This window comes from Lactococcus sp. FSL K6-0773, assembly GCF_038006485.1.
GTDB classification, from domain to species: Bacteria; Bacillota; Bacilli; order Lactobacillales; family Streptococcaceae; genus Lactococcus; species Lactococcus lactis.
The window spans coordinates 2,399,795-2,416,491 of the sequence record NZ_JBBOVF010000001.1 but is presented as its reverse complement, the minus strand read 5'-3'; the positions used below and the strand labels follow the sequence as shown (position 1 = coordinate 2,416,491).

Genomic DNA, 16,697 nt, shown 5'->3' with positions numbered 1-16,697 from the left:
TTTGTAAACGCATTCTTTTGTTTTATTATATCACTTTTCACTTCATTTTGTATCATTTAAAGTAACAAAAACATCTTAGTTCTTTTAATGTAATCTTTGAACCATTCGTTATCAATTTTTATGAGTCATTTGTGATTTTTTTTCTTCTTTTACGTATAATATAGTAAGAATGAATTTAGAAGCTAAATTAAAAGAAATTTTTGGTTATGACAATTTCCGAAATGGTCAGAAACAAATTATTGAACAAGTCCTAGATGGACAAGCCACTCTTGGTATTTTACCCACAGGAGCTGGAAAATCAATCTGCTATCAGTTACCAGCTCTTATTCAACCAGGGCTTACTCTCGTAATCTCCCCACTTATTAGCTTGATGAAAGATCAAGTCGACCAGCTGAATATTGCCGGAATTCCAGCAACATTTATTAACTCTACCTTAGAGGATTCCGAATCTTATCAAAGAATGCGACAGGTTGAAAATGGCGAAATCAAGCTTCTTTTTGTAGCACCAGAGCGTTTTTCATTAGACTATTTCAATGCCTTTTTACAAAAACTTCCAATTGATTTAGTTGCCATAGACGAAGCACACTGCATTTCACAATGGGGGCACGATTTCAGACCCAGTTATGTCGATTTTGCCTCTCATCTCCAATATTTACCAACAAATCCTACCGTCTTAGCCCTTACGGCTACTGCGACACCAAAAGTTGCAGATGATATTCAAAAACTTCTTTCAATTTCCCCCAGTCATACTATTAAAACCGGTTTTCTTAGAGAAAACTTACGTTTTGAAGTAGTCAAAGGGATGGATAAGAGAACTTTTCTTAAAAATTATCTTAAAAATCAAGAAAGTGAGGCTGCTGGAATTATCTATGCCAGCACTCGTAAAGAAGTTGAAGAAATTTGTGAATGGCTCAACCATAATCATTTCAAATCCGTTCGTTACCATGCTGGACTGAGCGAACAGGAACGTCAAATAAATCAAGAACTTTTTCTCTTTGACGAAGTACCGATAATGGTTGCCACTAATGCTTTTGGCATGGGAATCAATAAACCAAATGTTCGATTTGTGATTCATTATGCCCTTCCCGCAACAATTGAAAGTTATTATCAAGAAGCTGGGCGAGCAGGACGGGACGGGCTTGAATCTGATGCTAACCTCCTTTTTTCACCAAATGATTTACGAATTCGTAATTTCTTGATTGAGCAAAGTGAAGGTGATGAAGCGCACAAGGAACATGAATACGAAAAGCTTCGACAAATGCAAGCATACACAAGTGCCGAAACCTGTTTACAACGCTATATCTTGCAATATTTTGGTGATGAAGGTGAAGATTGTAAAAAATGTAGTAATTGTCTTGATGAAAGAGAGCTTCTCGATATTACAATTGATGCTCAAAAAGTCCTATCTTGTGTCGTCCGAATGGGTGAACGTTTTGGTAAGACGGCCGTAGCACAAGTTTTGATTGGTTCTAAAAATAAAAATATTGCCAAATGGAATTTTGAATCTCTATCGACTTTTGGAATTATGAAAAACCATTCCCAAAAGACCGTGGGTGAATTAATCGATTTTCTATCTGCTGAAAGTTATTTAAACATTACATCAGGTAAATTCCCACTTCTCCTTCTTTCAGCCCAAGGATTAAAAGTCCTCAAAGGACAAATAAAAGTTTATCGCAAAGCTAGCCTAATTATTGAATCGAAAACAAAAATTTCTCATCATTTTGATGAAGAATGTTTTGCAAGTATTCGTGCACTTCGACTTGAACTAGCCAAGGAAGAAGGCGTCCCTCCTTTCATGATTTTTTCTGATAGTGCCCTTAAAGAAATGGCTCAAGTTCTGCCGGATAGTCAAAGTCAATTTTTACAAATTTCTGGTGTCGGACCTGTTAAACTCAAAAAATATGGAAGGCTTTTTATCGACAAAATATCTGAATATAAAAAAAGCTGAGCAAACTCAGCTTTTATTTTTTTAAAATAATTTTATTACAAGTTATTTTTCTTTCTATAGTTGCGCATCATGAAGTAGGCAATTACACCAAAGATAAGTGGCCCACCAATCATTGAAATAAATGATGTCAACATTTCAGATAATGCTTTACCAGTTTGGTCAACAGCTGGTAATTGAACATAATTCACAATTGGTTGAATAATTGTGAAGAAGTTAGCCCCACCAACAACAACCAAGACTAAAATTGTCAAGAAGTTCACAACAAAATTTGATTTAAAGAATTCAATTGGTTTAACAATATTTTTATTCTTCTTGAAGTACCAGAAAGCAATAACGATGAAGAGATAAGGCAAAGTCATAGAAACATTAGCCATATAAGTCAAAATGAGGAAGAATTGACTTGCTCCACCTTGTGAAGTCAAGAAATTCAAAAAAATAATTAAGGTAACAATTGCAAATTGAATCCACATTGCAAATTTTGGCATTCCTTCTTCATCAAGTTTTCCTAATTTACCAGGCCAAAGTTTTTCTGGTGTACCAGTAATCAACTGTTTGATTGGACTATAAGTCAAGGTAAAGAAGGCACCCATGTAAGCAAGAAGCATAGAAAGACCAATATAGCGGGCTAAAATACCACCAAGCATATCTGCTCCGGAAGTAGAAAGTCCAAGTGCATGACCAACCGCTTCACCAAGGTTTTGCAAAAGCATGTAAGGAACAGTCCCAAGGTTCATTGATCCATCTTTAATGGCTGGAATCCATTGTGAATAATCAACAAAGAAACCAACACTAAGAATGGCAACAGCATAACCAACAGCAATAATAAGTGCTGACGTGATGATTCCTCGTGGGAAGTTTTTCTCAGGCTCATGAGTTTGGTCAACTAAACCAGCAATTGATTCAACCCCACCATAAGCAAAAATGGCAAAAACAAGAAAGGCAATAAAGGCAACAATACTACCATCAAAAGTTGGATTAGGAGATGAAGTAAAAGCAGCAAGGTTAATTGGTGTTGCTGGATGACCATTAACAACAAGTACAAGAACAGCACCAAGAATTAATATAACATTGAGTGAAAGAACGGCAACCCCCGCAATAGAGGTGAATTTTTTAATGGTTTCCACACCTTTTGAGACCATAAAGGTAATCAATGCCATCCAAACTACAGCTGCAATTGAAATCCAAAGTAATGAAGGGGTGTGTGTTGAGTTACCAAAAATCAAATTGACCATTGGAATCAAAATTTTATTGGCAACACTTACCATCCAGATAACATAAGAAGCATACCACATGAATGTTCCAACGAAGGCGAAGGTAGGGTTAACTGCCTCACTCATCCATGAATAAATTCCTCCTTTTTCATCTTTAAATGCTGAACCCATTTCCGTTACCATAAAGGCAAAAGGGAGGAAAAAGAGCAGGGCTCCAATAATATACCAAGGAATGGCGCCGTAACCCATTTGGTAGAAAGCGACAGGGATATTCCCAAAACCAAAGACTGTCGTAAATATCATCAACGAGAGTCCTACGAGTGAGAGTTTACCTTTTGTGTTTTGTGACATAATCTTTCCTTTTACATTAATTGACTTATAATCAGTCAATTTTATTTTTAAAGTCTTGAATAATAGCTCAATTTTACTAACAAAGTTGTCAGTAAAATATTTAGAAACAGAATAATATTTTATACAGTAGCAGAAAGTTATCGAAAAGTAGCAATTAGTCTGAAAATTATAAGACAAGCGCAAAGCAAGCCGCTCATGAAGATTTTTAATCAAAAACCTTCTTGGGCGACTTGTTCTTTTATTATCGAGTTTAAAAACTAATTACTCTCTCTTTTTCTTTTATTTTACTACTTCATTGTTCAAACGAATGATTTCAAGCAAAGTATCTACAGCTTTTTCCATTGTTTGTACAGAAACAAATTCAAAACGTCCGTGCATGTTTTCACCACCTGCAAAAAGGTTTGGTGTTGGAAGTCCCATAAATGAAATTTTAGACCCATCAGTTCCACCACGAATTGGTTCAATAATTGGGACAATATCAAGATTTTCCATTGCTTTTTTAGCAATATCAATAATTGACATATCTTTTTCAATGATTTGAGCCATGTTGTAGTATTGGTCTTTAATAACTGGTTTCACACGGTTTTGACCAAGTTCAGCATTCATTTTATCTGCAATCTCTTGCATCAAAGCTTTACGTTCGTTGAATTTACCTTCTTCATGGTCACGAATGATATATTGAGCTCTTGCTTCTTCTGGTGTACCATCAAGTTTTAAAAGATGGAAGAAACCTTCACGGCCTTCGGTTTTTTCAGGACGATCAAATTCTGGAAGTGCATTGTGGTAGTCAATTGCTAATTGCAATGCATTAACCATTGTATTTTTTGCTGTCCCTGGGTGAACATTTTTACCTTGGAACTCAATCACTGCACCAGCTGCTGAGAAAGTTTCATATTGAAGTTCTCCAAGTGGTCCACCATCTACAGTGTAAGCAAAGTCAACATCAAAGTCAGCTACGTCAAATTTATCAGCACCTACACCAATTTCTTCATCAGGACCAAATCCAACACGAATTTCACCGTGTTCAAAATCAGGATTAATATTCAATAGATAGTCAGCTAAAGTCATGATTTCAGCTACACCAGATTTATCATCTGAACCAAGCAAAGTTGTTCCGTCAGTATGAACTAAAGTTTGCCCTTTGTAGTTTTTTAGATTTGGGAAATCTTTTGGATCAAGTGTAAACTCAGTATCACCAAGTTTAATCACAGATTCACCATCATAATTTTCCAAAATTTGTGGGTTAACACCCTCTGCGTTGAAATCAGCAGTATCCAAGTGAGCTAAAAGTCCAATTTTGCGCACTTTTTTATCTGTATTTGCAGGAATTGTACCGATAACATAACCATTTGATTCAAGATAATGAACATCTTTGAGACCAAGGGCTTTCATATCTTCACCCATTTTGTGGGCAAATTCTACGAGCGCTTGAGTTGAAGGTGTTGTTGTGCTGTTTTCATCTGAACGTGTATTTACTTTAACATATTCAAGAAAACGTGGTAACAGTTTTTCGTACTTCATTTGTTCTCCTTAAATTTATTCTAATAGCCTATTTGTCTCCAAGTGAGATGAACGGCTCAATAGCTGTGGTTTGTTGAATTTGAGCAATAATGAAAGATTTAGCATCAGCATATTTCTGCTCTGGAATCACTTGTTCTGAAAATTTCAAAAGACATTTGTATTCTTTTTCCGAAATTTTTTCAATATACTTGTATTTCTCCAGCACATTGACAAAAATATCCGACTTAGATTTGACAACTTCTTTACGCATAAATTTCAAAAGAAAAGTAGTCATATACTTAAGTGCATATTCTGGGTCAACATCGCCAATCATTTGATAAACCTCTGTTTCAAGCGGAGTTAAAGGTAAATTTTTGGCCACTTTATCAAAATAATTGGCAAGTGATTGTGGAATTCCAGTATTCTGTGGATATTCTTTGTAAGAAAAAGATGTCATGAAATTCAAGATAACTTGATTCGTTTGATTAGTCAAAGATTGATAAAGTATACTTTGGGATAATAGCCTTTCAATCCGTGACTCCTTTTCAATAAAAATTGGAGATTCGTAGATGTTTTTCTGTGGTTCAGCAATTTTATCTTTTAAAGTTTCCCAATCAAACTCACTGTCATTAAAAACATGAAAGCCCAGCGAATAACGTTTATCAGAACGTAAGATTAACCCAGCAGCAATAAATGAGTCAATTTGCCGGTCAATATTTTTTACGTCAGCAAAATCTTTATGAATCTGTCTGAGCATGACTTCATCATGTTGTGCTAAATATTCTATCAAATCTTTAAAAAAGGGCTGACTTGTCAGCCGATTTTCATTATAGATTTTAATAGTCATTATTTATTGAAGCTTTCAGTCAATTGTGGAACAACTTGTTTTTTACGTGAAACAGCACCAGCAAGGAAGGCGTGGTCATCTGCAAGTGTAAAGTTGAAAGCTGCTTCTGATTTTTCTGGATGTGCACCCAAAGCAATGATTTCAGAGTTTGAGTTAACAATGTCAGTAATCATAAAGACAAAGTCATCGTATCCATTTGCTGTCATTGAAGCATTAATAGCTGCTTTAATATCTGAAAGACGTTCTAAAACTTCTGGAATATCAACTGTATTAACTTGTGCAATACGAACATTTGAACCATTCAATTCAAAAGTTTTTGCATCAATATCAATCAATTCTTCTGCTGTTTTAGTAGATAAATTTGTTCCAGCTTTGAGCATTGCAAGTCCATATTCTTCAAGGTTAACACCAGCAATTTCAGCAAGTTCTTTAGCAACTTTATGGTCTGTTACATGAGTCGTTGGAGATTTCAAAAGCAAAGTATCTGAAATCAAACCTGAAAGTAAAAGTCCAGCAACTTCTTTAGGGATTTCAACATTTGCTTCAAGGAATTTACGGTAAACAATTGATGACGCAGAACCAACAGGTTCAACAGTCATAAACAAAGGAGCTGCTGTATTAAAGTTAGCCACACGGTGATGGTCAACTACACCATAAATTGTTAAGTCTTCAATATCAGAGATTGATTGTTGGAACTCATTGTGGTCAGTCAAAATTACTGTATCCACACCCTCTTCTTTTGCTGATTTTACTACACGTGGAGCTTTCACGCCAAAGTAGTCCAATACGAATTGTGTTTCTTCATTTGGAGTTCCAAGGGCAACTACTTCAGTGTTAAGGGCACCATTTGGACGGTGGTTGCTCAAATATGAAAATCCATATGATGAGCCGATAGCGTCAGTATCAGGTTTTTGATGACCAAAAACAAGTATTTTATCAGACATTTTTTTACCTCATTTTAAAAATTTTAATTTCCCACTTAAACTTCTAGTTTTAACTAAAAATTATTTGGGCTATCATCCCTTAAATTATACCAAAAAATGGCTGATTAAGCACATTTTCATTTTCATTTAGGACTGATTTTATTTGATTGTTCGTTTTGTAACAAAAAAATGAATCTGAATAACTTCAAATTCATTTTTATTTTTTATCTTATACGTTCTAAGTAATCTTGATAAGATTCTGTATTCATGATTTCTTTAGCATTATGAACACGATCTTTTGTTGGAGGTTTCACACCTTCAAGCGGATATTTCCAACCTAATTCACGCCATTTAAATTCACCCATTGTATGGTAGGGTAAAATTTCAAATTTCAAGACATTTTTTAAAGTTTTTACAAATTCACCTAATTGAACTAAATCTTCATCAAAATCACTTTCACCAGGAACAAGAACGTGACGAACCCACATTGCATTACCACGGTCTGATAAATACTGTGCAAAAGCTAAAATATTATCGTTTTTATTAGCTGTCAATTCTTTGTGTCGTTCTGGATTTATTTCTTTAATGTCTAATAATACTAAGTCGGTATAATCTAGTAACTCATCAATTTTTTCGGTTACATATTTATCAGTCAAATATGGTTGAGCCGCTGTATCAAGTGTTGTATGAATACCGAGAGATTTTGCATATTTGAAAAGAGCTAATACAAAGTCAATTTGAAGGAGCGCCTCACCACCAGAAACGGTAATTCCACCTTTCTCTCCCCAAAAACCTCTAAAACGAAGTGCCTCATCCATGACATCTTCTACGGTACGCTCTGTCGCTTTATCTGACTTTAATGCCCAAGTATCAGGGTTGTGACAATATTTGCAACGCATCCGACAGCCTTGCATGAAAATAATAAAACGGACCCCAGGGCCATCAACAGAACCAAAAGATTCAGTTGAATGAATCAGTCCAGTAACTTTTTTAAGTTCATCTATATTCTCTGACATCATCTTCTCCAATTCAAAACACTATTTCACACCCCTATCATACCGCAATTCATTGATTTTATCAAATCAAATTCTGTCAGTAAAAGTTAATGACAAGGGCTCTGTCAGTAAAAATTTTTAGTAAATTATTTCTTGTCAGTACCTAGATGTAAGGGCTTATCTAAATAATTATCAGTTTTATTCTATAAAAAAACTGACAGAATTTCTGTCAGTAATTTTTTTTAATTTCTGTTTCTTCTGGTTCGACATCAAATTCAACACGAAGTTTAACCACACGTTTTCCAGAGACTTCTAAACTTGTCAGTGAAAAATGATCTTCATCATTATCTACTTTGCAGACAATTTGTTGTCCTTTAGCTGGAATTTTACCAGTTGTCGCTAAGAAATAACCTGCAATTGTATCAACGTCATTGCTTTCAAGATGTGTATCAAATTCTTCATTGAAGTCATTCAAAGTCATTTTCCCTTGGACAACATAGAGATTTTCACCGATTTTGAAGACTTCTTCTTCAGCAATATCGGTTTCGTCATCAATTTCACCAACGATTTCTTCTAGTAAATCTTCTAAGGTAACTACGCCTTCAACACCACCATATTCGTTTAATAATACAGCCATTTGATTCTGAGTTTTACGCATTTGACGCATTAAGTCATCAACAAAGATTGTTTCAGGAACAAACAAAGGTTCTTGAAGAATTTCTCGTAAGTCAATATCATCAAAACCATGGTCAAAAGAATATCTTAAAAGTTTTTTCACATGTAAAATTCCCAGAATATTATCTTTATCATCATCATAAACTGGTACCCGTGAATAAGTTTCACTTAGAATAGCGGTAATATTTTCACGTGAATCATCATTAATATCAATCATGAAAGCATCCGTTCTTGGAACCATGATTTCACGCGCAACCAACTCGTCTAAGCTGAACACCCCAGTAATCATTTCACGCTCATTAGCGTCAAGTGCTTCATCATTTGTATTGAGTAAATACTCAATCTCATCTCGAGTCATCCCTTCATCCAAATCATCAAATTTCATTGGAGTCAATCGGCTTAAGAAATTTGTTGAACTTGCCAAGAACCAAACGAAAGGTTTCATCACTTTTCCCAAAAATTGGATAGGTGGTGCGACTCTTAGGGCCAGTTTTTCTTTAAGGTTTTGGGCAATTCGCTTCGGATAAAGTTCACCAAATACGAGAGAGACATAGGTTAAGACAGCTAAAACAATAATTTGAGCCAAAGTTTTAGCTAGAGCTGTTCCACCTAACAGTGGAGCTAAACGTGAAGATAAGGCTTCGGCCAAACTAGCCCCCGCTAAAATATTAATCAAAGTAATCCCAATTTGAATCGTTGAGAGGAAATTACTTGGTTGATTAAGGATATTAACAAGGTTGATATATTTCTTATCACCTTCGCTAGCCTTTTGTTCTACTTTCGTCCGGCTGAGACTGACCATGGCCATCTCACTGGCTGAAAAGAAGGCATTTAAAGCTGTTAAAAAAATAAGTAAAAGAATCTGCAAGAGTATCGATACACTCTCGGGATCAGGGTTTGACATTAGTGCTCCTTGAGAAAAATATTATAGTGTTTATTTTAACACTCAAAACTTTGCCAACTCAAATTTACTGAAAATGAGAGTTAACAATTTAGATAGAATTATTATATCATATTTTTGTTCTCATTTTGAAATAATTTTTCTTTGTTCGGCTTTATGATTATTATAAAGGCTATTGGCAAATTTAACAATCTCTTTGACTAAGCAATAAGCAGGAACAGCGATAATCATTCCTAGAATTCCATACAAACTTCCAGAAATTAACATGAGAATCATAACGGTTACTGGATGAACTTTAACAGCTGACCCCACAATTTTAGGATAAACCAGATTACCATCAAGCTGTTGCAAAACAAGGACATAGATAACGGCAATAAGTGCTGTTACTGGTCGATTAAAGGCCACCGTTACTATCATCGGTAAAACACCAATATATGGACCCGCATAAGGAATGAGATTTGTTACTCCAGCAAAGAGTGCGAAAAGAAAGGCATAAGGAATTCCAAGAACCATGTAACCAATAAAGACGACAATAAAGACAAGCAAGGCATCAAGCGCAACTCCTGAAATATAACGTGAAATCGTATGATTCATATTTTCAAGAAGTTCAAAGATATTCAATCTATCTTCGGTCAAAACATTTTCCTTCAAAAACGGAATAATCTTTTCACCATCTTTAAGCATATAGTAAAGTAAGATTGGTACCAAAATCATTACCATAACAATGCTTGTAATGATACCAACGATACTTCCAACACTAACCGTGATACTATTAAGCAAATTGTGCAAAATATCAGTATACGAAAGATTTAATTTCTCAACAAGACTATTAACATCAAGTTGGTCGTAGATTTGAGCGAATCGTGGATTATGTTGAAGCCCTTCAATCCAAGCCCTAACTTGTGGATAAGCTTTCCCAGTTGCATTAATTAGACTTGTCAACTGTGAAATTAAGCTTGGAATGACTGAGGCAATTGCAAAAATAATCATTCCTAAGATTAATAAAAGAACAATAAAAATTCCTAATACCTTTTTTATTCTTAACTTCTCTTCCATGAAAGTAACAACAGGATTAAAAACATAATATAAAAAACCTGCAATAATAAATGGGACAAATAAGAGTGTCAACAATGTTTTAATGGGTTGAAATACAAAATCAATCTGAGACAAGAGAAAGATTAACAAAGTAACGGCTAATATTTCCACTGTCCAGAAGAATAATTTACTATTTTTGAACATAAATTTCCTTTATTTAATATATTTTTGTCTTTCTTAAAATAAATGATTGAATAATTGTTATTTTAAATAACTTATTTCTGCTATTTTTAGACTATTTATATTATAATAAATCCAAGGCTTTTAAGCAAACTAATCTTTAGGAGAAATTATGGAAATTAGAGTAACTCGTGATACTATGTCTGATATTTATTTTGATGCTTTACGGATTCGTAATCAAGTTTTTGTAAAAGAACAAGGCGTTCCTTATGAACTTGAAGTTGGAAACGCTCTTGAAGAGGCCTCTTCTGTTCATTTTGTTCTTTATGACGATGGTCTTGCCAAAGGTACCGTTCGTTTGCTTGCTGATTTAGATGATAAAACAGCGCTAATTCAACGAATGGCTATTTTAAAAGAAGCAAGAGGTCATGGTTATGCAACTCTTCTAATCAATCGTTTAATTGAATTTGCCAAAGAAAACAGATTAAATAAATTGGAGCTTCACGCGCAACTTTCTGCCAAAGGTTTATATAGCAAACACGGCTTTAATGAGGTAGGGCAAGTTTTTGAAGAAGCTGGTATTCAACATATTCAAATGGAAAGAACAATTCATTAATTGAAGGCCAAGCCATGAAAAAAGTTATTAACAGTCTTGTTAGTAACTTTTTATCGTTATTTATTCTTGTCAGTAGCTTATTTCATTAATTGAGCAACTCTTTTTTTTAGTTCTGGTAAAAGTTCAGGCTCAAACCACGGATTTTTGGCTAACCACATATTATTTCGTGGGCTGGGATGAACAAGCGGAAAATATTTTGGTAAGTAGGCTTCAAAATCATGAATCACTTCTGTTGTTTTTGCTGATGATTTTAAATTTAAATAATACTTTATGGCATAAGAACCTACTAGAATAAAAAGTTCAATCTCAGGCATTTCTTCTAAAAGTGCTTTATGCCATTTTTGAGCAAAACCTGCCCGAGGTGGAAGATCACCTGATTTTCCTTTTCCAGGAAAATAAAAATCTAAAGGCATAATAGATATTTTATTTGACTCATAAAAAGTGGTTCGGTCAATTCCAAGCCAATCACGCAGGCGGTCCCCTGACGGATCATTCCAAAAGAGTCTTGATTCTTGTGCTCGAATGCCTGGCGCCTGACCAATAATACAAATCTTTGCTTCTTTATGGACAGAATAAAGAGGCTCTATCCCATCTTTTGTATATTTTTTGTTCTGTGGGTCAGCTTTAATCGCTTCAAAAATTTCCTTAAATTTATCCATTTTCTTTCCTCAAAAGCGTAATCTAAGTTTATAGATTACGCTTTTTATTGTAAAATTTACTGACAGAAAGCTTATCTGATAAATATTTCTAAGATAAATACTGTCAGTAAAATGCGACCGAAGGAAGCATTTTATCGGTGAATAAAGGAACTGACAGTGAAGCTGACAGTTCTATCATTAATAATGCGACCGGAGGAAGCATTTTATCGGTGAATAAAGGAACTGACAGTGAAGCTGATAGTTCTATCAAATGCGACCAAAGGCGAAACATTTTTTAGGCAGTTCTGTCAATTCGATTATTGAACTAAGTATTTTAATTACAGATGAACAAGCTAACAGTTTTATCAACCCTCTACACTTACTGACAAGTCTTTTAATTACAAGTCTAAATTTCCATCAGTCCTATTTTTCCAATTTTGCTTTCAAATACTGACCAGTATAGCTGTCAGCAACTTTTGCAACTTCTTCTGGTCTTCCTTTAGCAAGAATTGTTCCACCACCAGCACCACCTTCTGGACCTAAGTCGATGATGTAATCTGCTGTTTTAATAACGTCCAAATTATGTTCAATGACAACAATTGTATTTCCTTGTTCAACCAAACGGTCTAATACTTGAATCAGGGTCGCAATATCTTCACTGTGCAAACCAGTTGTTGGTTCATCCAAGATATAAAAAGCTTTACCATTTGAACGTTTTTGTAATTCAGAAGCTAATTTCATCCGTTGAGCTTCCCCACCTGATAAAGTAGTCGCTGATTGTCCAAGCGTCACATATCCCAAACCTACATCAACAATCGTTTGGAGTTTACGTTCAATTTTTGGAATATGACGGAAGAATTCCAAGCCATCAGACACGCGCATATCGAGTACTTCCGAAATATTCTTCCCTTTATAATGAACTTCTAAAGTTTCTGAATTGTAACGTCTGCCATGGCAAACTTCACATGGAACATAAACATCCGGCAAGAAATGCATTTCAATTTTGATGATTCCATCACCAGAACAGGCTTCACAACGTCCACCTTTAACATTAAATGAGAAACGTCCTTTTTTATAACCACGAATTTTTGCTTCATTTGTATTGGCAAATAAATCACGAATGTCATCAAAGACGCTGGTATAAGTAGCCGGATTTGAACGTGGAGTTCGACCAATTGGACTTTGGTCAATATCAATCAAACGCTCAATTCCTTCATAACCAGTAATTTTTTTATGCTTACCAGGTTTCTCTGAGTTATGATTCAATTTTTGAGCTAATGATTTCTTTAAAATACTGTTAACTAAAGTTGATTTACCAGAACCAGAAACCCCAGTTACAGCCGTCATAACTCCCATTGGAAACTCAACATCAAGGTTTTGCAAGTTGTTCTCACTTGCACCTGTAATCTTAACCATTTTTTTCTTATCAATGGCTCGACGTTTTTCAGGAACTGGAATGGCTCTTTTTCCTGACAAATATTGCCCTGTCAGTGATTTTTTATTTTTCATGACTTGTTTTGGTGTTCCAGAGGCAATAATTTCACCTCCTAAATCACCTGCCCCAGGCCCAACATCAATAAGCCAATCGGCTGCCATCATCGTGTCCTCATCATGTTCAACGACAATTAAGGTATTCCCCAAATCACGCATCTTTTGTAAAGACTCAATCAGTCTGTCATTATCTCTTTGATGTAAACCAATGGAGGGTTCATCCAAAATATACAAAACGCCTGATAAATTTGAACCAATCTGTGTCGCTAAACGAATACGTTGTGACTCTCCACCAGAGAGTGTTCCGCTTGAACGAGATAGCGTAAGATAATCCAAACCAACATTTTTCAAGAAAGTCAAACGGTCTTTAATTTCTTTCAAAATAGGTTTTGCGATAATTTCATTATTTGCAGAAAGAACTAAACTTTTCACATAATCAAGCGTATCGCCAATTGACAGAATTGAAAATTCAGCAATATTTTTCTCTCCCACTTTAACAGAAAGTGCTTGATCATTTAAACGATAACCATGACAAGTCGTACAAGTCAATTCAGTCATGTAAGAACGCGCCATTTCTCTAGCTGACTCGCTCATTCCTGAACGATAACGACGCCAAAGATTAGGAATGACCCCAACAAAGGTCATATCTTGGTCACGTAATCCAAAATCTCCTTCGTGCAGAAAATGGAAAAGTTTATCTCCATTTCCATATAAAACAATTTGTTGTTCTTTTTCTGACAGTTTTTCCCAAGGCCTATCTAAATCAATGCCGAATTGCTCCATTGCTTGCTCTAAAAGAGCAGGGTAATAAGTTGAGGCTTTCCCATACCAATAGATAATTGCTCCCTCACGGAGTGTTTTGCTTGTATCAGGAATCAATAAATCGACATCGGGTTCCAATTTAACACCTAAACCATCACAATCTGGGCATGAGCCAAAAGGAGCATTGAATGAGAAAAGGCGTGGTTCAAGTTCTGGAACGGTAAATCCACAAACTGGACAGGCATAAAATTCACTAAATAAAAGCTCTGAACCATCCATTTTATCAACAATAACATAACCCTCAGCCTGATGAAGCGCAGCCTCTACAGAGTCAAAAAGACGCGAACGAATTCCTTCTTTTACAACAATCCGGTCAATAACAATTTCAATGTTGTGCTTTTTATTTTTATCAAGTTCTGGAACTTCTGAAATATCATAAACTTCGCCATCAACACGAACACGAACATAACCATCTTTTTGGATACGCTCAAACATTTTAACATGAGTCCCTTTTTTGGTACGTACGACAGGAGCGAGAATTTGTAAACGTGTTTTTTCAGGGAGTTCAAGAATTTGTTCAACAATTTCTTCAACTGACTGTGCCGAAATTTTTCCATGACCATTCACACAATATGGCGTCCCAACACGGGCGTATAATAGACGCAAATAGTCATTAATTTCCGTAACCGTCCCGACTGTTGAACGAGGATTTTTAGAAGTTGTTTTTTGGTCAATAGAGATTGCTGGCGACAAACCATCAATTGAATCAACATCTGGTTTATCCATATTTCCTAAAAACTGTCTGGCATAAGCTGACAAAGATTCAACATATCGACGTTGACCTTCTGCATATAAAGTTTCAAAGGCCAGAGATGATTTCCCAGACCCTGAAACCCCAGTAACAACAACTAATTTATCTCTTGGAATTTCAACATCTATATTTTTTAAATTGTGCTCACGTGCACCATGTATTACTATTTTATCTTGTGGCATTTATTTTCCTTTTATTATTTTGTTTTGATTGCAGATATTGGTGTCTTCTCCATAGTGAAGGTGTATATTCATGTTTTTTTATTTTTTAAAATAATGTTCTACTTCATCTTCGAGTGCTTGAATATCATGTTTGACTTGCTCACCCATTTCATGGTTAGATTTTTCGATAGTTTCCATCGTATTTCTAGCCATCTTTCGAGCTTCATTCATAATGGAACGGCAACCTGCATCATCCGTTTCTTTCATTTTTTCATCATATTCTATATGAATTTTTCTTGTAAATTCATTGATGTCATGCATCAATGTTTCAAAATTTGAGCGGACCTTGATCTGAGTATTTTCAAAATAAGGCTTACGGTCATCAATCACCAGATTTAAAAGCATCATTTGATAATTTAAATCTGCTGCATTACGATCTCTTGACATCGTATTCTCATTAATACGAATAATGCGTCGCTGATTACTAGAGTCATTTGTACTTTCAAAATGACGTTGTTCTAAGCGGTCCATGTTAAGTTGAATTGTTACTCGCATCAACACTTGTGAGATATGAAGATAATCATAAAACCATTTAATAAAATCGTCTTTTTGCTTATGAAGCATTTCGATAGATAGAGTGGTTGAATGACGTCTTTTTCCAGCTTGATATTCCGCAAAAGCAATAACTGCGGTTACAATTATTGCAAGACTTGAAAGAATCGTAAGTGAAGTAATCATACTCTTATTATACCACGAATGGCAAGCTAGCTCTTAACTTTGGCTACGTTAAATGGTATAATCTGACTATGAAATTATATTTAGTAAGACATGGTGAAACGCAAAATAATCAGCAAAATTTGCTGACGGGTTGGTTGAACAGTCCTCTCACTGGCACAGGAATTCAACAGTCCGAAATTTTAGCTGACAAACTTTCGTCAGTAAAATTTGACTTGATTTTATCATCAGATTTACAAGGTGCTAAGGAAACTGCAATGATAATTTCTAATAAAATAGGAGCCCTACTACTCTTTGAACCTTTATTACGTGAACGAGGCCTTGGAAAATTGGAAAATCAAACAAAAGAAAATCGAGATTGGGCACAACTTAATATAGAAAATGAAGAAAATCTTACTTTAGGTATTGAATCTCTTGCTTCTATTCATGAACGTGCTAAAATATTTTTAGAAAAACTTCCTCAACTTTTTCCTTCTGCTCAAAATATTCTCATTGTTTCTCACAATGGAATGATCAATCAATTTCAAAAGATTTGGGAGCCTACTCATGAATTTACTCCTTTTGAATTTCTCACTATTTTAGAAAAAAACTTATGAACCAATATTTTACTTACATTTTACAATGCTCAGATAAGACTCTCTACTGTGGCTATACCACTGATTTAGAAAAAAGACTTGCCACTCATAACTCTGGTAAAGGGGCGAAATACACAAAAACAAGATTGCCAGTTAAGCTGCTTGCCTCTGTTGATTTTGATAATAAAAATGATGCCATGTCTTGTGAATGGTGGTTTAAACATAAACTTGTTCGCAAGCAAAAATTGTCACTTATCAAAAATGATTTAATCAAAGAAAAGTTTATTGAATACCTAGAGCTCAAACAAAAGAAAAACATTCATTTAAAATGAATGTTTTTTA

At 35.0% G+C, this 16,697-nt stretch carries 15 protein-coding genes; 5 read left to right on the top strand and 10 right to left on the bottom strand.

Going from position 1 to position 16,697, the window contains the following annotated elements; all coding sequences use genetic code 11:
* Window positions 1-169 precede the first annotated feature (169 nt).
* On the top strand, window positions 170-1,948 hold the full coding sequence (gene recQ, locus MHB61_RS12300; protein ID WP_010906147.1) for a DNA helicase RecQ: 1,779 nt from the start codon (window positions 170-172) through the stop codon (window positions 1,946-1,948).
* Window positions 1,949-1,983: 35 nt separating this feature from the next.
* On the opposite strand, the gene yjeM is transcribed toward recQ, so the two are convergent.
* The 7 genes from yjeM to MHB61_RS12265 form a co-directional block, all read right to left on the bottom strand.
* Window positions 1,984-3,510: a glutamate/gamma-aminobutyrate family transporter YjeM gene (gene yjeM / locus MHB61_RS12295; protein WP_137015846.1), complete on the bottom strand. Its 1,527-nt coding sequence runs from the start codon at window positions 3,508-3,510 to the stop codon at window positions 1,984-1,986.
* Window positions 3,511-3,789: 279 nt separating this feature from the next.
* Complete coding sequence (gene pepT / locus MHB61_RS12290; protein WP_003130321.1) at window positions 3,790-5,031, bottom strand: peptidase T; 1,242 nt, start codon at window positions 5,029-5,031, stop codon at window positions 3,790-3,792.
* Between the two features lie 28 nt (window positions 5,032-5,059).
* Window positions 5,060-5,857: a DUF1803 domain-containing protein gene (locus MHB61_RS12285; protein WP_010906148.1), complete on the bottom strand. Its 798-nt coding sequence runs from the start codon at window positions 5,855-5,857 to the stop codon at window positions 5,060-5,062.
* Window positions 5,857-6,801: a manganese-dependent inorganic pyrophosphatase gene (locus MHB61_RS12280; protein ID WP_003130319.1), complete on the bottom strand. Its 945-nt coding sequence runs from the start codon at window positions 6,799-6,801 to the stop codon at window positions 5,857-5,859. The genes MHB61_RS12285 and MHB61_RS12280 overlap by 1 nt, the downstream gene beginning before the upstream one ends.
* A gap of 203 nt (window positions 6,802-7,004) precedes the next feature.
* Window positions 7,005-7,799, bottom strand: a complete 795-nt coding sequence (pflA, locus tag MHB61_RS12275; protein ID WP_003130318.1) for a pyruvate formate-lyase-activating protein — start codon at window positions 7,797-7,799, stop codon at window positions 7,005-7,007.
* 205 nt (window positions 7,800-8,004) lie between these two features.
* Complete coding sequence (locus tag MHB61_RS12270) at window positions 8,005-9,354, bottom strand: hemolysin family protein (protein ID WP_010906149.1); 1,350 nt, start codon at window positions 9,352-9,354, stop codon at window positions 8,005-8,007.
* 120 nt (window positions 9,355-9,474) lie between these two features.
* Window positions 9,475-10,590: an AI-2E family transporter gene (locus tag MHB61_RS12265; protein WP_010906150.1), complete on the bottom strand. Its 1,116-nt coding sequence runs from the start codon at window positions 10,588-10,590 to the stop codon at window positions 9,475-9,477.
* A gap of 148 nt (window positions 10,591-10,738) precedes the next feature.
* On the opposite strand from MHB61_RS12265, the gene MHB61_RS12260 reads away from it, so the two are divergent.
* The gene (locus MHB61_RS12260; RefSeq protein WP_003130314.1) at window positions 10,739-11,182 is read left to right on the top strand and encodes a GNAT family N-acetyltransferase; all 444 of its coding nucleotides are present in this window, start codon (window positions 10,739-10,741) and stop codon (window positions 11,180-11,182) included.
* Between the two features lie 77 nt (window positions 11,183-11,259).
* Here MHB61_RS12260 and MHB61_RS12255 read toward each other — a convergent pair whose 3' ends face one another.
* Window positions 11,260-11,841 (bottom strand): uracil-DNA glycosylase family protein, encoded by a 582-nt coding sequence (locus MHB61_RS12255; protein ID WP_137015848.1) that lies wholly within the window; start codon window positions 11,839-11,841, stop codon window positions 11,260-11,262.
* A gap of 137 nt (window positions 11,842-11,978) precedes the next feature.
* Here MHB61_RS12255 and MHB61_RS12250 point away from each other — a divergent pair, with 137 nt between their 5' ends.
* Complete coding sequence (locus MHB61_RS12250; RefSeq protein ID WP_003130312.1) at window positions 11,979-12,119, top strand: hypothetical protein; 141 nt, start codon at window positions 11,979-11,981, stop codon at window positions 12,117-12,119.
* Between the two features lie 124 nt (window positions 12,120-12,243).
* Here MHB61_RS12250 and uvrA read toward each other — a convergent pair whose 3' ends face one another.
* The gene (uvrA, locus tag MHB61_RS12245; protein WP_003130311.1) at window positions 12,244-15,066 is read right to left on the bottom strand and encodes an excinuclease ABC subunit UvrA; all 2,823 of its coding nucleotides are present in this window, start codon (window positions 15,064-15,066) and stop codon (window positions 12,244-12,246) included.
* A 78-nt stretch (window positions 15,067-15,144) separates the two neighbouring features.
* Window positions 15,145-15,783, bottom strand: coding sequence for a hypothetical protein (locus MHB61_RS12240; RefSeq protein ID WP_003130310.1), 639 nt, complete (start codon window positions 15,781-15,783; stop codon window positions 15,145-15,147).
* Between the two features lie 68 nt (window positions 15,784-15,851).
* Here MHB61_RS12240 and MHB61_RS12235 point away from each other — a divergent pair, with 68 nt between their 5' ends.
* A complete protein-coding gene (locus MHB61_RS12235; RefSeq protein ID WP_003130309.1) occupies window positions 15,852-16,376 on the top strand; it encodes a histidine phosphatase family protein in 525 nt (174 codons plus the stop codon).
* Complete coding sequence (locus MHB61_RS12230; RefSeq protein WP_010906152.1) at window positions 16,373-16,687, top strand: GIY-YIG nuclease family protein; 315 nt, start codon at window positions 16,373-16,375, stop codon at window positions 16,685-16,687. Before MHB61_RS12235 ends, MHB61_RS12230 begins: the two co-directional genes overlap by 4 nt.
* Window positions 16,688-16,697: the final 10 nt, after the last annotated feature.